Source organism: Streptomyces sp. NPDC048825 (assembly GCF_043198355.1).
GTDB lineage: Bacteria > Actinomycetota > Actinomycetes > Streptomycetales > Streptomycetaceae > Streptomyces > Streptomyces xiangluensis.
Genome location: NZ_JBICUR010000014.1, coordinates 206,663 through 227,901 on the forward strand (window position 1 = coordinate 206,663; position 21,239 = coordinate 227,901).

General features: G+C 69.7%; 19 protein-coding genes. 15 read left to right on the forward strand and 4 right to left on the reverse strand.

Annotation, left to right across the window (positions count from 1 at the left end):
- The first annotated feature begins 6 nt into the window (after positions 1 to 6).
- The 10 genes from pafA to ACGFNK_RS30945 all read left to right on the forward strand — a co-directional run bounded on the left by pafA (position 7) and on the right by ACGFNK_RS30945 (position 10,188).
- Positions 7 to 1,368: a Pup--protein ligase gene (gene pafA, locus ACGFNK_RS30900; RefSeq protein ID WP_030955459.1), complete on the forward strand. Its 1,362-nt coding sequence runs from the start codon at positions 7 to 9 to the stop codon at positions 1,366 to 1,368.
- A gap of 128 nt (positions 1,369 to 1,496) precedes the next feature.
- Complete coding sequence (locus tag ACGFNK_RS30905; RefSeq protein WP_393421143.1) at positions 1,497 to 2,504, forward strand: FKBP-type peptidyl-prolyl cis-trans isomerase; 1,008 nt, start codon at positions 1,497 to 1,499, stop codon at positions 2,502 to 2,504.
- 66 nt (positions 2,505 to 2,570) lie between these two features.
- The gene (locus tag ACGFNK_RS30910; protein WP_165344548.1) at positions 2,571 to 2,945 is read left to right on the forward strand and encodes an FKBP-type peptidyl-prolyl cis-trans isomerase; all 375 of its coding nucleotides are present in this window, start codon (positions 2,571 to 2,573) and stop codon (positions 2,943 to 2,945) included.
- 178 nt (positions 2,946 to 3,123) lie between these two features.
- On the forward strand, positions 3,124 to 4,101 hold the full coding sequence (locus ACGFNK_RS30915) for a helix-turn-helix transcriptional regulator (protein ID WP_393421144.1): 978 nt from the start codon (positions 3,124 to 3,126) through the stop codon (positions 4,099 to 4,101).
- Between the two features lie 15 nt (positions 4,102 to 4,116).
- On the forward strand, positions 4,117 to 5,211 hold the full coding sequence (locus tag ACGFNK_RS30920; RefSeq protein WP_393421145.1) for a helix-turn-helix transcriptional regulator: 1,095 nt from the start codon (positions 4,117 to 4,119) through the stop codon (positions 5,209 to 5,211).
- Between the two features lie 11 nt (positions 5,212 to 5,222).
- Positions 5,223 to 5,501, forward strand: a complete 279-nt coding sequence (locus ACGFNK_RS30925; RefSeq protein ID WP_386344487.1) for a hypothetical protein — start codon at positions 5,223 to 5,225, stop codon at positions 5,499 to 5,501.
- A gap of 9 nt (positions 5,502 to 5,510) precedes the next feature.
- Entirely contained in the window at positions 5,511 to 5,705 is a 195-nt protein-coding gene (locus ACGFNK_RS30930; RefSeq protein WP_386344489.1) for a hypothetical protein, read from the forward strand.
- A 238-nt stretch (positions 5,706 to 5,943) separates the two neighbouring features.
- Positions 5,944 to 6,234, forward strand: a complete 291-nt coding sequence (tatA, locus tag ACGFNK_RS30935; RefSeq protein ID WP_165261740.1) for a Sec-independent protein translocase subunit TatA — start codon at positions 5,944 to 5,946, stop codon at positions 6,232 to 6,234.
- A gap of 47 nt (positions 6,235 to 6,281) precedes the next feature.
- On the forward strand, positions 6,282 to 7,253 hold the full coding sequence (gene tatC / locus ACGFNK_RS30940) for a twin-arginine translocase subunit TatC (protein ID WP_393421146.1): 972 nt from the start codon (positions 6,282 to 6,284) through the stop codon (positions 7,251 to 7,253).
- A 73-nt stretch (positions 7,254 to 7,326) separates the two neighbouring features.
- Positions 7,327 to 10,188 carry a DEAD/DEAH box helicase gene (locus ACGFNK_RS30945; RefSeq protein ID WP_393421274.1) on the forward strand — a complete coding sequence of 954 codons (2,862 nt, stop codon included), beginning with the start codon at positions 7,327 to 7,329 and terminating at the stop codon, positions 10,186 to 10,188.
- Positions 10,189 to 10,224: 36 nt separating this feature from the next.
- Here ACGFNK_RS30945 and atzF read toward each other — a convergent pair whose 3' ends face one another.
- The 4 genes from atzF to ACGFNK_RS30965 all read right to left on the reverse strand — a co-directional run bounded on the left by atzF (position 10,225) and on the right by ACGFNK_RS30965 (position 17,043).
- Complete coding sequence (atzF, locus tag ACGFNK_RS30950; RefSeq protein WP_393421148.1) at positions 10,225 to 11,904, reverse strand: allophanate hydrolase; 1,680 nt, start codon at positions 11,902 to 11,904, stop codon at positions 10,225 to 10,227.
- A 128-nt stretch (positions 11,905 to 12,032) separates the two neighbouring features.
- Positions 12,033 to 15,614, reverse strand: a complete 3,582-nt coding sequence (uca, locus tag ACGFNK_RS30955) for an urea carboxylase (RefSeq protein ID WP_393421150.1) — start codon at positions 15,612 to 15,614, stop codon at positions 12,033 to 12,035.
- A complete protein-coding gene (locus ACGFNK_RS30960) occupies positions 15,611 to 16,222 on the reverse strand; it encodes an urea amidolyase associated protein UAAP2 (RefSeq protein WP_393421152.1) in 612 nt (203 codons plus the stop codon). The genes uca and ACGFNK_RS30960 overlap by 4 nt, the downstream gene beginning before the upstream one ends.
- Positions 16,219 to 17,043, reverse strand: a complete 825-nt coding sequence (locus tag ACGFNK_RS30965; protein ID WP_393421154.1) for an urea amidolyase associated protein UAAP1 — start codon at positions 17,041 to 17,043, stop codon at positions 16,219 to 16,221. Before ACGFNK_RS30965 ends, ACGFNK_RS30960 begins: the two co-directional genes overlap by 4 nt.
- A gap of 178 nt (positions 17,044 to 17,221) precedes the next feature.
- Between ACGFNK_RS30965 and ACGFNK_RS30970 the strand changes: the two genes are divergently transcribed.
- The 5 genes from ACGFNK_RS30970 to ACGFNK_RS30990 all read left to right on the forward strand — a co-directional run bounded on the left by ACGFNK_RS30970 (position 17,222) and on the right by ACGFNK_RS30990 (position 21,200).
- Positions 17,222 to 17,845, forward strand: coding sequence for a TetR/AcrR family transcriptional regulator (locus tag ACGFNK_RS30970; RefSeq protein WP_393421156.1), 624 nt, complete (start codon positions 17,222 to 17,224; stop codon positions 17,843 to 17,845).
- Between the two features lie 299 nt (positions 17,846 to 18,144).
- Positions 18,145 to 19,770, forward strand: a complete 1,626-nt coding sequence (locus ACGFNK_RS30975) for a sensor histidine kinase (RefSeq protein ID WP_393421158.1) — start codon at positions 18,145 to 18,147, stop codon at positions 19,768 to 19,770.
- The gene (locus ACGFNK_RS30980; RefSeq protein ID WP_344393515.1) at positions 19,767 to 20,174 is read left to right on the forward strand and encodes a roadblock/LC7 domain-containing protein; all 408 of its coding nucleotides are present in this window, start codon (positions 19,767 to 19,769) and stop codon (positions 20,172 to 20,174) included. The genes ACGFNK_RS30975 and ACGFNK_RS30980 overlap by 4 nt, the downstream gene beginning before the upstream one ends.
- A complete protein-coding gene (locus ACGFNK_RS30985) occupies positions 20,171 to 20,599 on the forward strand; it encodes a DUF742 domain-containing protein (protein ID WP_386344500.1) in 429 nt (142 codons plus the stop codon). Before ACGFNK_RS30980 ends, ACGFNK_RS30985 begins: the two co-directional genes overlap by 4 nt.
- Complete coding sequence (locus ACGFNK_RS30990) at positions 20,580 to 21,200, forward strand: ATP/GTP-binding protein (RefSeq protein WP_344393517.1); 621 nt, start codon at positions 20,580 to 20,582, stop codon at positions 21,198 to 21,200. The genes ACGFNK_RS30985 and ACGFNK_RS30990 overlap by 20 nt, the downstream gene beginning before the upstream one ends.
- Positions 21,201 to 21,239 lie beyond the last annotated feature (39 nt).

The following is a 21,239-nucleotide window of genomic DNA, read 5'->3' on the forward strand; positions in this document are numbered from 1 at the left end:
TCAGTCATGGACCGCCGCATTTTCGGGCTGGAGAACGAGTACGGCGTCACGTGTACGTTCAGGGGACAGCGACGGCTGTCTCCCGACGAGGTGGCGCGGTACCTCTTCCGCCGTGTCGTGTCATGGGGCCGCAGCAGCAATGTCTTTCTGCGAAACGGCGCCCGCCTCTATCTCGACGTGGGGTCACATCCGGAATACGCCACACCGGAATGTGACAACGTGACAGAACTCGTCACCCACGACAAGGCCGGCGAGCGCATTCTGGAAGGACTCCTGGTAGACGCCGAACGACGCCTGCACGAGGAAGGAATCGCGGGCGACGTCTACCTCTTCAAGAACAACACCGACTCGGCGGGCAACTCCTACGGCTGCCACGAGAACTATCTGGTGGCCCGCCACGGGGAGTTCTCCCGGCTCGCGGACATCCTCATCCCGTTCCTCGTCACCAGGCAGCTTCTCTGCGGTGCCGGCAAGGTGCTGCAGACCCCGCGTGGCGCGGTGTACTGCGTCAGCCAGCGCGCCGAGCACATCTGGGAGGGCGTCTCGTCGGCGACGACCCGTTCCCGGCCGATCATCAACACGCGTGACGAACCCCACGCCGACGCCGAGCGCTACCGTCGCCTGCATGTCATCGTGGGTGACTCGAACATGTCCGAGACGACCATGCTGCTCAAGGTCGGCGCCACCGATCTCGTCCTGCGCATGATCGAGGCGGGCACGGTGATGCGCGATCTGACCCTGGAGAACCCGATCCGGGCGATCCGCGAGGTCAGCCATGACATCACGGGCCGCCGCAAGGTGCGCCTGGCCAGCGGCCGGGAGGCCTCCGCTCTGGAGGTGCAGCGTGAGTACTACGAGAAGGCCGTGGACTTCTGCGAGCGCCGCGGCATCCGCACCGGCACCGTCGAGCAGGTCCTCGAGCTGTGGGGCCGCACGCTGGACTCGATCGAGTCCGAGGACCTCGACCGGATCGGCACCGAGATCGACTGGGTGATGAAGTACAAGCTCATCGAGCGGTACCGCGCCAAGCACAACATGACGATGTCGCATCCGCGGGTCGCGCAGATAGACCTCGCGTATCACGACATCCACCGTCGTCGAGGGCTGTACTACCTGCTGGAGAAGAAGGGGCAGGCCGCCCGGATCTGCAATGACCTGAAGATCTTCGAGGGCAAGTCCGTGCCGCCGCAGACCACCCGGGCGCGGTTGCGCGGCGACTTCATCCGGCGGGCGCAGGAGCAGCGGCGGGACTTCACCGTCGACTGGGTCCATCTCAAGCTGAACGACCAGGCGCAGCGCACGGTGTTGTGCAAGGACCCGTTCCGTTCCGTCGACGATCGAGTGGAGAAGCTCATCGCCGGAATGTGAGCTGTCAGTTCCGGACGTTTTTGCGGAACGCAACACAGGGCGCCGTACGTTCTTCGTACGGCGCCCTGCTCACGCCGTAGAGTTGCGCGCACGCCAACCGCAAGATCGACCGATACGAGGCCCCCACCGTGCGCCGACGCTCACTTCTGATTGCCGCTCCTGCCGGACTGCTCACGCTCGCCGGCTGCGGTGGCGACGACACGGCCGACAAGGACAAGGCCAGCAGCAGTACGTCCCCCTCGGCGTCTCCGTCGGCCAGTGCGCCCCCACCGCCGAAGCTCGTCGACGGGCCGCTGCCGGCCGTCACCGCCGGTGCCAAGTTCGGCGAGAAGCCGACCGTGGCCAAGGGCAGCGGTGATCCTTCGAAGGACCTCGCGGTCAAGACGGTCGTCGCGGGCAACGGCAAGACGCTGGCCGAGGGCGACTTTGTCAAGGTGAACTATCTGGCTCAGGTCTGGACGACGGCGAAGGTCTTCGACAACTCCTACGACCGTAAGACGCCCATCGTCATCCAGCTCGCCCAGGGCCAGGTCATGGACGGCTGGCGCTACGCCCTGATGGGCAAGAAGGCCGGCAGCCGCGTTCTGATGGCCGTGCCGCCGGCCTGGGGCTTCGGTGAGCAGGGGAACGCCCAGGCGGGCGTCAAGGGCACCGACACGCTGGTCTGTGTCCTCGACGCCGAGGACACGTTCAACGCGAAGAGCTCCGCCAAGGGCTCCGAGGTCGCGCAGGACAACATCGATCTGCCCAAGGTCGGCACCAACACCGACGGCAAGGCTCCCTCCATCGAGGTGCCGAAGGGGGACCCGCCGACGAAGCTCGTCGCGAACTACATCCTGGAGGGGGACGGCGAGGAGGTCGCGGCGAGCGACAGCGTCCTCGTGCAGTACAAGGGGGTGCTCTGGGCCGACGGCAAGGAGTTCGACTCCACGTACAGCAGGCAGCAGCTCACCTCGTTCTCGCTGCAGCAGGTCGTCAAGGGCTGGGCGCAGGGCCTGACCGGGAAGAAGGTCGGCAGCCGCGTACTCATCGTCGTCCCGCCGAAGCTCGGGTACGGCGACAGCCCGCCGCAGGGCAGCACCATCAAGAAGGACTCGGTGCTGGTGTTCACGGTCGACATCCTCGCGAAGATGTGAGGCGTGCGGGGATGTAAGACTGTCGGGGTTGTCCCAGTTGCCTTTCGCACACAGCAGGAGCCGAACGTGAGCATCGAGAAGCCGGAGATCGACTTCCCCGAAGGCCCGCCGCCCGCGGACCTCGAGATCAAGGAGATCTGGGAGGGCGAGGGGCCGGTCGCGAAGGCCGGCGACTTCGTGAAGGTCCACTATGTGGGCGTGGCCTACTCCAGCGGCGAGGAGTTCGACGCCTCCTGGAACCGTGGTACGCCGCTGGAGTTCCAGCTCGGCGTCGGCCAGGTCATCTCCGGCTGGGACCAGGGTGTGCAGGGCATGAAGGTCGGCGGGCGCCGTCAGCTGACGATCCCCGCCCACCTCGCGTACGGCGACCGCGGTGCCGGCGGTGGCCGTATCGCGCCGGGCGAGACGCTGATCTTCGTCTGCGACCTGGTCGCGGTCTGATCTTCGCGGGGTCCGTCCGCGAGTGACTCGCGACCCGGTCTTCGTACGCCGTGTGATCTGGTCCGACCGGACCCGATCAGCTGGGGCCCATGCCTGTCGGGCATGGGCCCTCGGCTTTTGCCACGACACTGCGGAGCGGTACGGTCATCGATCGGAAGCACCATAGGGAAGGGCGTCGATGGCCATTGCCAAGGCCGAGCGGCTGATGAACCTGGCGCTGTGTCTGCTCGGGACGCGGCGGCCGCTCAGCAAGCGCGAGCTGCGCGACTCCATCGAGGCTTACGTCGAGGCCTTCAGGCCGGGAAGTGGTGCAGTCGGCTCGGACGATTCCTTCAACCGGATGTTCGAGCGCGACAAGGACGATCTGCGCGAGCTCGGCCTGGTCATCGAGACGGTGGAGAGTCTGGACGGCGAGGTCGGCTATCTCGCCCGCCGGGACAGCAACCGTCTACCGCCCATCGCGCTCGACGCCGAGGAGGCCGCCGCCCTGGGCCTGGTCGCCAAGGTCTGGCAGCAGGCCCGCCTCGCGGGCGCGGCGAGCGGCGCCCTGCAGAAGCTGCGCGCGGCCGGACTGCCCGAGGACGTCGACCCGTACGAGGCCCATGGCGCCCTGGAGCCGCACATCCCCGTGCACGAGGCGGCCTTCGAACCGCTGATGCTCGCCTGCCGTGACCGCCGCCCCGTCGCCTTCGACTACCGCAAGGCCACCGCCGCCCACCCCGAGCCCCGCATCGTGGAGCCCTGGGCGCTGGAGTGCTGGCGCGGCCACTGGTACCTGGCCGGCTGGGACCGCGACCGGGGCGCCGAGCGGGTGTTCAGGCTGTCGCGGATCACCGGCAAGGTCCGTACCCGGAGCGGGAAGTTCACGGCCGAGGTGCCCGATGTCGTCACCGTGCGGGAGACCGTCGCGAGCTGGGCCGGAGAGACCGCCGACCGCTCCGCGCTGATACGGCTGCGCACCGGGGCGGGCTATCCACTGCGCGCCAAGGCCGTGTCCGTACAGGAACTGGGCGACGGTTGGGACGAGTTGGAGATTCCGTACGGACATGGCCTGGACGCCTGGCTCGTCGAGTTCGGGCCCGATGTGGTGGTCCTGGAGCCCGCCGAGCTGCGGGCCGATGTCGTGGACCGGCTGCGCGCCGTGGCCAAGGGCTGAGGGGGCGTAGGAGAAGTGGCGGGAAAACCGGTCAGGCCCGTGAGTGCCATCGACCAGACGCGGCGGATGCTGTCCCTGGTGACGTATCTGCGGGAGCGCCCCGGTGCGCGCGTCAGTGATGTCGCGCGGGCCTTCGGGATCACCGAGGACGAGCTGATCTCCGACCTCGATGTGCTGCCGCTGTGCGGGACCAGTTTCCGCGGCGGCGATCTGCTGGACATCGACACCGACGGCGACCGGATCTGGTGGCGCAACCCGGGCGCCCTTGGTGCGGAGGCGGCCGAGCCGCTGCGGATCGCCGCCGACGAGGCGACCGCGCTGCTGGTGGCAGCCAGGGCCGTGGCGACGCTGCCGGGGCTGCGTGAGGGCGACCGGCAGGCGCTTCTGCGGGCCACCGCCAAGGTGGAGGCCGCGGCGGGCGAGGCGGCGGGTGCCAGTGCCCGGCTGTCGGTGACGTTCGAGTCGGAGGGCGGGGTCTTCGCGGACGTCGACCGGGCGATCTCCGAGCGGCGCCGACTGTGGATCCGCTACTACTCGCCCGGCCGTGACGAGCTCACCGAGCGCGAGATCGACCCGATCCGCCTGGTCAGCGTCGGCCACACCTACGTGGAGGCCTGGTGCCGCCGCTCCGAGGCGCGGCGCACCTTCCGGCTCGACCGGGTCGCGGAGATCCGCATCCTGGACGAGCCGTCCGCGCCGCCCGAGGTCGAACTGCGCGACCTCTCCGAAGGGCTGGTGCAGCCCGCCGCCGAGGATCCCGAGGTGGTCGTCGAGGTCGCCCCGGGCGGGCGCTGGGTCGCCGAGTACTACCCGCACGACAGCGCCGATGAACTGCCCGACGGCGGGCTGCGTATCACCCTGCGTGCCCCCGATCCCGCCTCGCTGCGCCGCCTCGCGCTGCGGCTCGGGCGGGACGGCCGGATCGTCTCACCGCGGGAGGTCGCGGACAGCGCCCGGCAGGCGGCACGCGAGGCGCTCGCGGCGTACGACGTGCCACAGGGCGATGGGGGTCCCCCCGCTCGAGCGGAGCCGAGAGTGGGGGAGGGTCTCCCCGAGGAGCCGCGCGGAGTTCAGGACGGGCTGTACGGCAGGCAGGAGCAAGGGCTGTGAGCAGGTCGGCGATGTCTGGTACGCAGGGAATGTCCGTGACATCCGCTTTCTCGGGCATGACGAGAGTGGATCCCGTGGTTTTCAAGGCCGCCTGCCCCGACTGCCGCGCCCACTTCGAACTCTCCGCGAACGCCCTCCGCCTGGCGATCGGCGCCACCCCGCGGACGACCTTCTATTCCTTCACCTGCCCGGAGTGCGAGGCGGCGGTGCGCAAGCCGGCCGGTGAGCGGATCGTGGAGCTTCTCACCGGCGGGGGAGTGCGGACCCTGCGGCTGCACTCCACCGTCTAGGGGCGGCGCATGTTCTGGCCGATGCTCGCGATCGCTGTGGGTTTCCTGGGAATCGCCGTGCTCGGCGTCCTCGCCGTCAGGGTCTTCCTCGAAGCCGAGCGCCTGGGCAGGCAGGTCACGGACTCCGCACGTCGGATCAGTCGCGCGGCAGAAGACCTGGAGCGGGCCTCCGAGGCCGCGGCGCGCTCTGTGGATGTGCTGTGAGCCGTCCCCGCCGGGCGGTTTGAGTCACTCTGACCTGTCAGCTTCCCAGCATCGCCAGGTACGCTGCTGGACGCGGCCCCGAGAACGAGGCGCGGGCCGCAGACCGGGAGTACGCACAGGGATTGCCTCGCGTTCACCCCTGCGCGTTACGATCGCTGTCAGCACGATCCTCGGACAGGTGTCCGACGGGTCGGACGGCAACCCCGCCCCAGCCGCCTCGGTGAGAAGGTAAAGACATATGTTCGGAAGGCTCGGAGCTCCCGAGATCATTCTCATCCTCGTCGTCATCATCCTGCTGTTCGGCGCGAAGAAGCTTCCGGACATGGCTCGCTCCCTGGGCAAGTCCGCCCGCATCCTCAAGAGCGAGGCCAAGGCGATGAAGACCGAGGGCAAGGACGACAGCGCCACTCCGGCAGGTCCGCCGCACGACGACCAGCAGCCCCCGGCCCAGCGCACCATCCAGGCCGCGCCCGGCGATGTGACCAGCTCCCGCCCGGTCACCGAGCCGACGGACACGACCAAGCGCTGACGCAGGGCCGGTGACCTCCGGCCCGCTGCACGAGATGGGAACGTGGGTTGCTCAAGTCTGCCCGCAAGAAGGAAGAGAAGGATCCCGAGGGGCGGATGCCCCTCGCGGAGCACCTTCGTGAGCTCCGCAACCGGCTCGCGAAGGCGATGCTGGCCATCGTCCTCGTCACGGTCGTCGCCGCCTTCTTCTACAACGACATCATCAACTTTTTCACCGAGCCCATCCTCAAAGAGGTCGGCTGCTCGAAGTCCTTCGAGGAACTGGCGCAGGCGTCCGACGACAGCAACCCCTGCGCGCGGATCACCATCAACGGCCTGATCACGCCCTTCACCCTGGCGCTGAAGGTGTCCCTCATGGCCGGCGTCGTCCTCGCCTCGCCGGTCTGGCTCTACCAGCTCTGGGCGTTCATCGCGCCCGGCCTGCACAAGGGTGAGAAGAAGTACGCCTACGCGTTCGTCGGCTCCGGTGTCCCGCTGTTCCTCATCGGCGCCTTCTTCGCGTACAAGGTGCTCCCCACCACGGCGAAGGTCCTGATCGAGTTCACGCCCTTCGGTGTGGACAACCTGCTGCCGCTGGACGATCTGCTCGACCTCGTCACGCGCATGGTGGTCGTCTTCGGGCTCTCCTTCGAGCTGCCGCTGCTCCTGGTGATGCTCAACATGACCGGGGCGATCTCCGGCAAGCGCATGGCCGGCTGGTGGCGCGGCATGATCATGGGCATCACGCTGTTCGCCGCGATCGCAACGCCCAGCACGGACCCGCTGACGATGATGGCGCTGGCCGCCCCGATCTGGATCCTGTACTTCTTGGCGACCGGATTCTCGCTGCTGAACGACCGTCGCAGGGCCCGCCGCGAGGCCATGGGCCCGGACGACGACGAGGCCTCCGAACTCGACCTGACGCCCGAGGACATCGGCGAGATCGAATCCGTCTCGGCCAGCCGCGCGCTGCCGGCGCAGACGGACACCGACCGCCAGCGCGATCCCGACCGGGTCAACGGCTACGACGACGTGACCTGACAGACGCGCACCGGGACCGGCCCCGCATACCTGAGCTGGGTGGATTCCCGGTGTGCGGGGCCGGATCCGGATATTGATCGTCCTGTTGTCAGTGGCTGACGGTACGCTCGAAAGCACGATGACAGAGGATCTCTCACCGGCCGAGCGGTACGAGGCAGCGCGGCGGCGCGCTGCCGAGCAGGCCACCGCGCTCGCGTCCTTCCGCGAGATGTACGACTTCGGCCTCGACCCCTTCCAGATCGAGGCCTGCCAGGCACTCGAAGCGGGCAAGGGTGTGCTGGTGGCCGCGCCCACCGGCTCGGGCAAGACGATCGTGGGCGAGTTCGCCGTCCACCTCGCCCTCCAGCAGGGCAAGAAGTGCTTCTACACCACGCCCATCAAGGCGCTGTCGAACCAGAAGTACACCGATCTGGCACGGCGTTACGGCGCTGAGAAGGTCGGCCTGCTCACCGGCGACAACAGCGTCAACGCCGATGCCCCGGTGGTCGTGATGACCACTGAGGTCCTGCGCAACATGCTCTACGCGGGCTCGCAGACCCTCCTCGGCCTCGGTTACGTCGTCATGGACGAGGTGCACTACCTCTCCGACCGCTTCCGCGGCGCCGTCTGGGAGGAAGTGATCATCCACCTCCCCGAGTCGGTGACCCTGGTGTCGCTCTCGGCGACGGTGTCGAACGCCGAGGAGTTCGGCGACTGGCTCGACACCGTCCGCGGCGACACCGAAGTGATCGTCGCCGAGCACCGGCCTGTCCCGCTGTTCCAGCACGTACTGGCCGGACGCCGCATCTACGACCTCTTCGAGGAGGGCGAGGGCCACAAGAAGGCCGTCAACCCCGACCTCACCCGCCTGGCCCGTATGGAGGCGACCCGGCCCTCGTACCAGGACCGCAGACGGGGCCGCAATATGCGAGAGGCCGACCGCGAGCGCGAGCGGCGGCAGAGATCGCGCGTGTGGACACCGGGCCGTCCCGAAGTCATCGAACGGCTCGACGCCGAGGGACTGCTGCCCGCCATCACGTTCATCTTCAGCCGCGCCGCCTGCGAGGCCGCCGTCCAGCAGTGCCTGTACGCGGGCCTGAGACTGAACGACGACGAGGCACGCCACAAGGTCCGCGCCCTCGTCGAGGGACGTACGTCCTCGATCCCGGCCGAGGACCTGCACGTCCTGGGCTACTACGAGTGGCTGGAAGGCCTGGAGCGCGGCATCGCGGCCCACCACGCGGGCATGCTGCCGACATTCAAGGAGGTCGTCGAGGAGCTGTTCGTACGCGGCCTGGTCAAGGCTGTGTTCGCCACCGAGACCCTCGCCCTCGGCATCAACATGCCTGCCCGCTCGGTGGTGTTGGAGAAGCTCGTCAAGTGGAACGGCGAGCAGCACGCCGACATCACCCCCGGCGAGTACACGCAGCTGACCGGCCGCGCAGGGCGACGCGGCATCGATGTCGAGGGTCACGCCGTCGTGCTGTGGCAGCGCGGCATGAGCCCGGAGCACCTCGCGGGCCTCGCGGGTACGCGCACGTACCCGCTGCGCTCCAGCTTCAAGCCGTCGTACAACATGGCGGTGAACCTCGTCGAGCAGTTCGGCCGGCACCGCTCGCGCGAACTCCTGGAGACGTCCTTCGCACAGTTCCAGGCCGACAAGTCGGTCGTCGGGATCTCCCGCCAGGTGCAGCGCAACGAAGAGGGCCTTGAGGGCTACAAGGCCTCCATGACCTGCCACCTGGGCGACTTCGAGGAGTACGCGCGACTGCGTCGCGAACTCAAGGACCGCGAGACCGAGCTGGCCAAGCAGGGCGCGGCGCAGCGGCGTGCGGAAGCGGCCGTGGCGCTGGAGAAGCTCAAGCCCGGCGATGTGATCCACGTGCCGACGGGCAAGTTCGCGGGACTTGCTCTGGTGCTGGACCCCGGGCTGCCCGCCGGGCGGTCCAACGGCCACCGCGGCTTCGAGCACCACGACGGGCCGCGGCCCCTCGTCCTCACCGCCGAGCGGCAGGTCAAGCGCCTCGCGTCGATCGACTTCCCGGTGCCCGTCGAGGCGCTGGAACGGATGCGCATCCCGAAGTCGTTCAACGCGCGCTCGCCGCAGTCGCGCCGCGATCTCGCGTCCGCGCTGCGGACGAAGGCCGGGCACATCGTTCCCGACCGGCACCGCAAGCGGCGCTCCGATGCCGTCGACGACCGGGAGATCGCCCGGCTGCGCACCGCCCTGCGCGCCCACCCCTGCCATGGGTGCAACGACCGCGAGGACCACGCCCGTTGGGCCGAGCGCTACCACCGGCTGGTGCGCGACACCTCGCAGCTGGAGCGGCGCATCGAAGGGCGGACGAACACCATCGCCCGTACCTTCGACCGCATCGTCAAGCTCCTGACCGAGCTCGACTATCTGCGCGGCGACGAGGTCACCGAGCACGGCAAGCGGCTTGCCCGGCTCTACGGAGAGCTGGACCTGCTCGCCAGCGAATGCCTGCGCGCCGGCGTCTGGGAGGGCCTCGCCCCGGCCGAACTGGCCGCATGCGTCTCGGCGTTGGTGTACGAGGCCCGCGTCGGCGACGACGCGCTGGCACCGAAGCTGCCGTCCGGCAAGGCCAAGGCCGCACTCGGTGAGATGGTCCGCATCTGGGGCCGCCTGGACGCCCTGGAGGAGGAGTTCCGGATCAGCCAGACCGAGGGCGTCGGCCAGCGCGAGCCGGACCTGGGCTTCGCCTGGGCCGCGTACGAATGGGCCTCCGGCAAGGGACTCGACGAGGTCCTCCGCGAGGCGGAGATGCCCGCCGGTGACTTTGTGCGCTGGTGCAAGCAGGTCATCGACGTACTCGGCCAGATATCGGCGGCGGCGCCGGTGTCCGGCACCAAGGACTCCACCGTGGCGAAGAACGCGCGGAAGGCTGTGGACGGGCTGCTGAGGGGGGTCGTCGCCTACTCGTCGGTGGGGTGAGCGGGCGTTCGTCTGAGGGCGCCGGCCTCTCTCGTGTCAGTCACTGAGCGACTTCAGGTACGCGCGCCAGCCCCCGTACTCCGTGATGTCCCGTGCATCGTCGAGCGCGCCCGGCTCGCACAGGAATCCCGGTACGTCGCTGCCGTCGGCCAGCGTCACCCGGCCCAGCGTCATCGGCCGGGGCAGCTCGGCGATGAGGCGGCCGAGACCCTCGGCGGGCAGTCGCCAGACCTCGGCCTCGATCGCGGCTCCGTTCGCGCCGACGTGGACCAGGCCCGGCTTGGGCGGGTCGGTGGTCAGGGCATGCAGCCGGTAGACGGGGGCGGTTCGGGTCGTACGCTCCAACCGGGCGCCCAACGCGAGAAGTTGGCCGTTCAGGGGCTGGTCCGACAGGTGCGCGCCGAGCACGGCGAGCCGGACGGGCGGCACTTCCAGGGTTCTGGCGATGCGAGCGAGACGTTCGTCGGTGAACGCGGGGCCGATCAGCATGACGCCGAAGGGAAGCCCCGCCACCTCGCCCGCCGGGACGGCGACTGCCGCAAGGTCGAAGAGGTTGGTGGAGTTGGTGAAGCGCCCGAGGCGGGCGTTCGTGCCCAGTGGGTCGGCGGCTACCTCGGCGAGGGTGGGATGGCCGGGCGTGGTCGGCAGAAGCAGGGCGTCCGCGTCGCCGAGTGACTCCAGCGCGCGGGTGCGCAGGGCTGCCAGGCGGTCCTGGTCGGCGAAGAGCTGGTGCGCCGGGAGGTCCCGGGCCCGGGTGATGATTCCGGCGACCGTGGGATCGAGGCCGTCGCCGCCCTCGGAGAGCAACTTGTCGACGAAGCTCCCCACGGCTGTGTAGCGCTCGGCCACGAAGGCGCCTTCGTACAGCATCGTGGCGGCCTCCGTGAAGGCGGCGAGGTCCATGGTGCGCAACTCGGCGCCTGCGGCACTCAGTCGGGTCACGGCTGCCTCGTATGCCCTGAGCCAGCCCTCGTCCATTTCGCCGAGCTGGTCCCGGGGAGGGACGGCTATGCGCCAGGGGCCCGGGGCGCGCTGGGGGAGTGCGGGGAGTTCTCGGGCGGGTGGAGAGGTCATGTGGGTGAGGGCCTCCTCCGCCTCCGGGAGGGTGCGGGCGAAGACCGTTACGCAGTCCAGGGAGGCGCAGGCCGGGACCACGCCTTGCGCGGGGACGAGGCCTCGGGTGGGTTTCAGGCCGACGATTCCGTTGAATGCGGCGGGGACGCGTCCGCTGCCCGCGGTGTCCGTGCCCAGCGCGAAGTCGACGATGCCGCACGCCACCGCTACGGCTGAGCCGGAGCTGGAGCCGCCGCTGATTCTCTGCGGATCGATGGCGTTACGCACGGCGCCGTGGGGAGAGCGGGTGCCGACGAGGCCTGTGGCGAACTGGTCCAGGTTCGTGGTGCCGAGGGCGATCGCGCCTGCCGCGCGGAGGCGGGCGACTGCCGGGGCGTCGGCCTCCGGCCGGTACGCGTAGGAAGGGCAGCCGGCGGTTGTGGGCAGGCCCGCTACGTCGATGTTGCCCTTCGCTGCGAACAGTCGCCCTGCGAGGGGGAGGTGTTCGCCTGCGGCCACCCGTGCGTCGATCGCGCGGGCCTCCGTCTCGACCTCCGCCTTTGGGCGCAGGTCGATCCAGACCTCGGGGCGGTCCACGGCCTCTATGCGGGCGTAGGCCATCTGGACTCGGGTCAGGGTCAGGGTCTGGGACCGGGGCGACATCGGTGCTCCTTGCGCTGGGGTTTCGTAGTCGGGTGCGGCCTGGTGGCCGTCTGTGCCCACCCGTTCCGCCCTGCGGAACGCCTGCCCACAGACGGGCGGGACGCCTGCCCGCAGACAGCTGGCCGGAGTCAGCTCGGCGGTGCGAGCACCATCAGCGCCGTGCCCGGTTCCACCTGGGCGCCCGGTCTGGTGAGGATCTGCGCCACGACGCCGTTCATCGGTGCGTGCACCCTTGACTCCATCTTCATGGCTTCCAGGGCGAGGAGGGGCTGGCCGGTGGTGACCTCGTCGCCCTGGGCGACGTTCAGCTGCCAGACCGACGCGGCGAATTCGGCCTCGACCAGGTGGCCGCCCGGTGGGACCGTCGCCGCCGGTGCTGCTGGTGCCGGAGCCGAGGCCGTCTCCGCCCTGGTGAACTCGCCCGATGCCTCCCAGGCGTCCCGTTCCGCCGCGAAGGCGGCGCCCTGGCGGGTCCTGAACTCGGCGATCGAGTCGGCGTTCTCGGTCAGGAACGCCTCATGCTCTGCGAATGAGAAGACGCCCTCCTCGATCTGGGGAACGAAACGGCCCGAGATGATGTCGGCCCGTAGCTCCAGCAGTTCGTCCGGGGTCACCGGATACCACTTGATGCGGTCGAAGAAGCGCAGCAGCCAGGGGGAGCCGGGTTCGAAGGCGCCGCGTTGCTGCCAGCCGGACCAGACCTGGGTCGTGCGGCCGACGAACTGGTATCCGCCGGGGCCCTCCATGCCGTAGACGCAGAGGTACGCGCCGCCGATGCCGACCGAGTTCTCGGCGGTCCAGGTGCGGGCCGGGTTGTACTTCGTCGTGACCAGGCGGTGGCGGGGGTCCAGGGGTGTGGCCACCGGGGCGCCCAGGTACACATCGCCCAGGCCGAGGACCAGGTACTCGGCGTCGAAGACCGTCCGGTACACGTCCTCCACCGAGTCCAGGCCGTTGACCCGGCGGATGAACTCGATGTTCCAGGGGCACCAGGGCGCGTCGTCCCGGACACCCGCCATATAGCGGGCGATCGCCTCGCGGGTCGCCGGGTCGTCCCAGGAGAGGGGGAGGTGGACGGTGCGGGACGGCACGACCAGCTGGTCCGTCGAGGGCAGCGTGGCCACCAACGACCGTACCGCCGTGAGGAGTTGGTGCTGGGGGAGGCGGCCCGGATCCGTCTGGATCTGGAGGGAACGGATGCCCGGCGTGAGGTCGGTGACTCCGTCGAGGCAGGCCTTTGCCACCGCCTCCATCAGGGCGTGCACCCGCATACGCAGCGCCAGGTCCAGCTGCATGGGACCGAATTCGACCAGCAGATGGTCGTCGCCGCTGCGCCGGTACGTCACGTCACCGTCCCGCGCCAGCACGCCACCGTCCACGATCGCGGGGCGTGCCACACCCTCCCCCACTCTCGGCTTCGCTCGAGCGGGGGGACCCCCATGAGCGGGGGGACCCCCATCGGCCACCGGCATGAAGCGCACCGTATCCCCGGGACGGAGCTGGCCGAGCTTCCAGCGCTCCGCGCTGAGGACGGTCGCCGGGCACACGAACCCGCCGAGCGAGGGGCCGTCGGGACCGAGCAGGACCGGCATGTCGCCCGTGTAGTCGACGGCGCCGACCGAGTACGGGGTGTCGTGGATGTTGGAGGGGTGCAGTCCCGCCTCGCCGCCGTCGGTGCGGGCCCAGCGGGGCTTCGGACCGACCAGCCGTACGCCCGTGCGTGCCGAGTTGAAGTGCACCTTCCAGTCGGCCGCGTAGAAGTCGTGGATGTCCTCCTCGGTGAAGAACTCCGGTGCGGCGTGCGGGCCTTCGAGCGCGCCCACATGCCATACGGCGCCGAACACCGGCCGCTCGCCCTCCGGCACCGCCGCCCCCGAGGACGCGACCGCGCCCCCGTGCAGCACATCCCCCGTCCGCAGCGCCCGCCCGCCGTGCCCGCCGAACCGGCCCAGCGTGAAGGTCGCCGCGCTGCCCAGGAACTCGGGTATGTCCAGACCGCCCATGAAGAGCACGTAGGTGCGCAGGCCGTGCTCACGCGGTGCCCCGATCTCCAGTACGCCCCCTGCCGGAACTGTCACCGGCTCCCACTGCGAGACCGCCCCGCCGTCGACCGTCACCGCCGCCGGAGCACCCGTGACACACACCGTCGTCGCGTGCGTGAACCTCAACGACGGTCCACGCAAGGTGCATTCGAGGCCGGGCGCCCCCTCGTCGTTGCCCAGCGCCCGGTTGGCGAGCCGGAACGACAGGTCGTCCATCGGCCCGCACGGCGGCACACCCACCTGCCAGTAGCCGGTACGCCCCGGCCAGTCCTGGACCGTCGTCAGCGTCCCGCCGGAGACGACCTCGATACGCGGCGTGGGATCGCTCACGCCCGCGAGCGTCGCCGTCGAGTGCGAGGCTGTCCGGAAGTCGTCCGACGCGAGCGCCGCCCGCACCAGCCCCAGATTCGTCTCGATGCCGTCGACGCGGGTCCCGGCCAGCGCCTCGTCCAGCCGTGCCAGCGCCCGAGCACGGTCGGAGCCGTACGCGACGATCTTCGCGAGCATGGGGTCGTACGACGTGGTGACCTCGGTGCCCGTCTCGACCCAGCCGTCCACGCGTACGCCCGGCGGGAATTCGACCCGCGTCAACAGGCCCGCGCTGGGCCGGTGTTCACGCGAGGGATCCTCGGCATACACGCGGGCCTCGACGGCATGACCGCGCGGCGCCCCAGGGTCTCGTACGACATCGAAGTCCCCGCGCGCCAGACGCAGCATCCACGCGACGAGGTCGACGCCATAGATCTCCTCGGTGACCGGATGCTCCACCTGGAGCCGGGTGTTGACCTCCAGGAAGTACGCCTCCTCGTGCACCGCGTCGTACACGAACTCGACGGTTCCGGCGGAGCGGTAGTCGACAGAGGCGCACAAGTTGCGGGCAGTGGTGGCCAGTTGCTCGCGTATGTGCGCGGGGAGCCCGGGTGCGGGTGCCTCCTCCACCACCTTCTGGTTGCGGCGCTGGAGCGAGCAGTCGCGGTCGCCGAAGGTGACGACGCGGCCCGCGCCGTCGCCGAAGATCTGCACCTCGACATGACGGGCGTGCTCGACGAGCCGCTCCAGGAACACCCCGGCCAAGGAGAACGAGGCCGCGGCGACGCGCTGCACCCGGTCCCAGGCCTCGGTCAACTCATCGGCGGAGCGACATGCCGACATACCGATACCGCCCCCGCCCCCCGTCGCCTTGAGCATCACCGGATAGCCGATGCGGTCCGCGGCCACCAGAGCCTCGTCCACCGAGGCAAGCAGGCCCGTGCCCGGAGCGAGCGGCACCCCGGCCGCCTCCGCCGCCGCCCGGGCCGTGTGCTTCGCCCCGAACAACTCCAGCTGCTCCGGCGTCGGGCCCACGAACGCGATTCCGGCGTCCTCGCAGCGTCGCGCGAACGCCGCGTCCTCGGAGAGAAAGCCGTAGCCCGGGTGGATCGCTCCGGCACCCGTGTCCTTCGCCGCCTTCAGGACGAGATCGGCGTCGAGATATGACTCCTTGGCGGGCGCCGGGCCCAGACGGACCGCTTTGTCGGCCAGGCGCACATGGGGTGCCGATCGATCGGCGTCGGAGTACACCGCGACCGTACGCAGGCCCAACTCCCGTGCCGTACGCAGGATCCGGACCGCGATCTCGCCCCGGTTGGCGACGAGGAGCGTGTCGAAGGCCGTTCCCCCGTCACTCATCGATCGCCCGCCTCGGCGATGGTCATCTCCACGGCCGTCGGCTCGAAGCCGTTGCAAGGGTTGTTGATCTGCGGGCAGTTGGAGACCAGGACGAGTACGTCCCGCTCGGCGCGCAGCGTCAGCTTCAGGCCCGGGGCGGAGAGACCGTCGACGATGCCGAGGGTGCCGTCCTTCTCGACCGGCACGTTCATGTACCAGTTGATGTTCGAGACGAGATCGCGCTTGCCGAGGCCGTACTTGGCGCCCTCCGCGAGGAAGTTGTCCACGCACGCGTGCTGGGACCAGGTGTGGTGGCCGTAGCGCAGGGTGTTCGACTCCTTGGAGCAGGCGCCGCCCACCGTGTCGTGCCGGCCGACCTCGTCCTCGACCACGGTCATCAGCGGGGTGTGCTCGTTGGACATGAGCACGCTGCCGGTGGTCAGGAAGATGTTGCCCTGGGCGTGGATCGTGTCGGGCGCGCTGTAGCGGACGGCCGTGTCATGGGCGTCGTACGCGAGGAAGTCGACGGCCTGGTTGCCGTGCAGGTCGGTGATGGTGAGCGTCTCGCCCGTCCGCACCAGGGCGGACCAGGCGGAGCGGGCCGGGACCACGGTCGTGGTGACGGTCATGCGAGCCCCCTCGCGGCAAGGAATTCGGCGGTGTTGAGGAAGGCGCGGCGGCCCTCGGGGGAGGCCTCCCACAGCGGGGCGCCGGGTGGGGTGGCCTCGGCGCGCCAGGCCAGCACCTCCAGCGGGGTGCTCGTGTAGTCGGCGCGCGGGTCGGCCGGGTGGGGCACGTTGGCGAGCAGCACCGTGACGTCCTGCTCGGCCCGGAGCGTCACGCTCGCGCCCGGTCCGGCCGAGCCGGTGAATTCGAGGGCGCCGTCGTCGCGTACCTCCACGCCCTGGAAGAAGGACAGGGACGGAGGGAGATCCCGGGGCGCGAGACCGTTCTTCGCGGCGGCCAGCTTGAACAGCTCGCGGCCGGCCGGGGACGCGGACTGCGGCGTTCCGTCTCCGTACCGCTGCGTGTTCCGTACGAGGGTGGAGGTGCCGCACAGCGCGTCGTGCCGACCGGAGGTGTCGGCGATCACCGAGGCGAGGACCCGGCCCTGGTCGGAGAGGAGCAGCCGGTCCTCGCCGACGTAGGCGTTCCACTGGATCTTGACCGTGTCCGCCACGTTCAGGCGCTCCCACGGGCGGTCGGCGGCGAACAGGAGCAGATGCGCGCAGGCGTCGCCCCTGAGGTCGGTCAGCCGCAGTTCCGTGCCGCGGGCCAGCACCCTGTGCGTGTAGTTGCCGCCCGCCACCGTCTCCGCCCACACCAGATGCCCCGCCGCGCAGGGCGGCGAGGGCCAGGCGCTCGCCGGGACGACCGGCATCGCCTCGGCGCGGGCGCCTTCTTGTGCACGGGCGTGCGCCCGGGCTCCGTACGTGGTCGCTGTCGCCATCGCGGGACCTCCGGCTCGGCAGGGGCGGTCATGTCCGTACGTCATGTACGAACGTCATTTCTGTCGCCCGACAGAAATTAGGAGCCGGGCGGGTCGGCGCCGTTGCCCGCGCGTTGCCGCCCGGTTACCGATGTCTCACCGAGATCGCCGTACGGCCCCGTGTGCGACGATCGAAGGCATGGGCACCAGCGGACGACGAGTGGGCAGGCCACGGGCCGAGCGGCGACCGGACAGCGGTCTCTCGGCGCGTGACGAACTGCTCGCCGCCGCCGCGGAGTTGTTCACGACGCGTGGGTACGCGGCCACGACCACCCGGGCCGTCGCCGAGCGGGCGGGTATGCGCCAGGCGTCCATGTACCACTACGTCTCCGGCAAGGAGGAACTGCTCGCCGAGCTCCTGGAGTCCACCGTCACGCCGTCGCTGGCCTTCGCCCGGGAGCTCCTCGCCGAGGACATGACTCCGGCCCAGGACCGGCTGTGGGACCTGTGCCGCACGGATGTCCAGCTGCTCTGCGGCGGTCCGCACAACCTCGGCGGGCTCTATCTGCTGCCCGAGGTGCGCGCCGAACGCTTTGCCGGCTTCCATGCCGTACGGGCCGAACTCAAGGACACCTACCGGCAGTTGATCGCCGCGACCGAGGCGGGCGGCGCGCTCGCCAAGAGTGAGCTGGATCTGCGCACGGATCTGGTGTTCGGGCTGATCGAGGGCGTCATTCTGGTCCACTGCTCCGACCCCGACCGGCCCGCCTCGGCCTTCGCCGAAGCCACCGCGGATGCGGCGCTGCGAATCGTGGGAATCTGAGCCGGAATTCGCCTCGGCGGGCTGGGTCTCACCCCTTCTGATGGGGGCTTTCGTGCACCCGTGCGCAGTGACACTTGGTGTTCGAATGGTGTCCGAGCGTATAAATGGGGCCGAGCGTACTCCTGCCGCGCGGGCGATTTCAGGCGCTTGCCGAATATGACTTGGCGATGATCCGGTCGGACTAAGCTCGCCCGCGGCGCACCGAGTTGCGGTGTATTCGTGCGCTTGTTCCCCAATGTTCTGAAGATCCCGAGAATTCCCCCCCCAGATCCCCAGCCGATTTGTCTTAGAGGGCATACATGGTGAGTGTTCAATCGCCTCTCGCTGGCCGTGAACTTCCTTACGCCCGCGTGCTGTTGCTGCCGGCCATACTGATGGCCGCGGCATCCGGAGCCGCCGTCGCCGTTGTCACGGAACCGGCCCGGGTCGCCGTCGGCTGGTGCGGAGGCGTCGCGACGCTCCTGGTGATCGCGACCGTGGCCGAAGCCGTCCGCCGCGGGCGCCTCGTTCGAGCCGGCCGCGCCGAACTCGCACGCCGTACGGCCTACTTGGAACAGCGCATCGCCGCCCAGGACGACGAGATCTTCCACCTCGGCAAGGAGCTGCTGCCCGCCGCGCTGTACCGGCTGCGCAGTGGAGATTCCCCCGATGTGGCGATTCGCAAAACCGCCGAGGCGGACCCGGCCGTCCGGGAACTCCCCGAATCCCAGCGCGAGTTGCTGCGGATCCTGCTGCGCATCGTGGACCACGAGGAAGCGATGCGCGACTCCTCGCAGCGCGCCTTCGTCAATATCGCCCGGCGCGTCCAGGCGATCGTCCACCAGCAGAACAAGGAACTGCGCGAGATGGAGGAGGACCACGGGCGCAACCCCGAGGTCTTCGACGACCTGCTGCGCATCGACCACGGCACCGCGCTGATCGGCCGCCTCGCCGACTCCATCGCCGTACTCGGCGGCTCCCGCCCGGGCCGCGTATGGCCCAAGCCCGTACCGCTCTACAGCGTGCTGCGCGGTGCCATGTCCAGGATTCTGGAGTACCGGCGCATCGAGCTGCACTCCATCGCCAAGGTCAACGTCAACGGCCCGTCGGTGGAACCGGTCATCCACGCCGCCGCCGAACTCCTCGACAACGCCACGCGCTACTCGCCGCCGCAGACCAAGGTGCACGTCACCGCCGTCGAGGTGCAGACCGGTGTCGCCATCGAGATCGAGGACGCCGGCGTCAGCCTCAGTGAGGAGGCGCGCCGCCGGGCCGAGGGCATGCTCGAGAAGGCCCAGGTCGGCATCGACCTCAACGACCTCGGCGAGAGCCCGCGGCTCGGCATGGCCGTCGTGGGCCGCCTCACGCAGATGTACAAGATGCAGGTCTCGCTGCGGCAGTCCGCGTACGGCGGTGTCCGCGCCGTGATCGTCGTACCCCGCGACATGCTCACCGAGGAATCCGCCCCCGGCCTCGCCCACGGCATCGGCGCCTCCTCCGTGCCCAAGGTGGACTTCGGCGGTGTCGAGGGACCGGAGCGCAAGCCCAAGCGGCGCCGTCCCACCACCGGCCCCCGCATCCCCGACTCGGTGGCCGCCATGGAGGACGACGTCCCAGAGGTGACCGAGTGGACGGCGAACGGCCTGCCGCAGCGCCGCAGCCGCGTCAAGATCCCGTACAGCCAGCGGATCGCCGAGGCCCGGGCGGCCGAGGCGGAGGCGGAGGCCGCGCGCAAGGAAGGCCGCCCCGTCATCGACTGGTCCCGTTCCTCCACCGCGGCGCAGCCCGAGCCGAAGAAGGACGAACCCGAACCCGGCCTGTGGGTCGAGGCGTTCATGGCCGGACTCAAGGGCGGGCCCGCTGACCAGGACGGCCAGGACAAGACACCAGGTGCGACGAACATTCCGGCCACTGCCGAGGCCGACGACGAGGGGGACCTCAAGTGATCCAGCAGCGAGCCAACTTCGACTGGATGCTCAAGGAGCTGTCCGACGGGGTGCACGGGACCCGGCAGGTCGTCGTGCTCTCTGCCGACGGCCTGCGCATCGCCCGGTACGGGGGTGATCCCGACGCCGCCGACCGCATCGCCGCGGCCTGCGCCGGACTGCAGAGTCTCGCCGCGGCCGTCGCCACCGAGATCCCGGACACCGACGGCCGGATGCGGATGGTGATCATCGAGATCCACGGCGGCTACTTCTACATGATGGCCGCGGGCCCGGGCGCCTATCTCGCCGTCCTCGCCGACGAGACCGTTGACGCCGGGCTCATGAGCAACCGCATGCGCGACCTCGTCGTACGGATCGGTGCCCACCTGACGAGTCCGCCCCGGCGGAACGGGACGGCCGTATGATTCCTCCGCAACGACGACGGCGCTTCCCCAAGGAGCCGCCGGAGCACAGTCCCGAGAAGATCCCGGAGCCGGCAGCAGGAGACGGGCAGGGCGAGGCGAACCCGGGGAGGCTGTACATCCTCACCGGCCAGGTCGAGGACGGCGATCGTGCCGCGCTCGACCTGGTGACCCTGATCGTGGCGAGTGACGACGCGCCGCCGCCCACCGCCCAGCCGGAGCAGTCGGCCCTGCTGCGGCTCTGCAGGACCCCTCTGTCCGTGGCCGAGCTCTCGGCCTATCTCAATCTGCCGTTCAGCGTGGTGACCGTACTGCTGACGGAGTTGCTGACGGCAGAACTGGTACAGGCGCGCGCCCCGATCGTCCGCTCGGAGCTGCCCGACCGTTCCCTTCTCGAAGCGGTGATGCATGGACTTCAAAAGCTCTGACACCATCACGGGCCCTCGCGCCGAGGATCATCTCCCGCACACGGCGCAGGCAGCCGTGAAGATCGTGATCGTGGGTGGTTTCGGCGTCGGCAAGACGACCATGGTGGGCTCCGTCAGCGAGATCAGGCCGCTGACCACGGAAGAGACCATGACGCAGGCCGGCGTCGGAGTCGACGACAACTACGGCTCGGACAGCAAGACGGCCACCACCGTGGCCATGGACTTCGGCCGCATCAGCATCACCGAACAGCTGGTGCTGTACCTGTTCGGCACCCCCGGCCAGGAGCGCTTCTGGTTCCTGTGGAACGGGCTGTTCGAGGGCGCCCTGGGAGCGGTCGTACTGATCGACACCCGGCGCCTGGAAGTCAGCTTCGACGTCATCGGCCGCCTGGAGGAGCGCGGGGTCCCGTTCGTCGTCGCCGTCAACGACTTCCCGGACGCGCCCCGTTACCCCATGGAGGACCTGCGCGCCGCGCTCGACCTTCCCGAGGAGATCCCCATCGTGAAGTGCGACGCGCGCCGCAGGGCGTCCAGCCGTGACGTGCTGATGACTCTGATGCGCTTCCTGCACTCGATCGCCATGGCCTCCGCGTCCGCCTGACGTCCCGTCAACTGACGTGGCAACGGCCCCGCTTCAGCT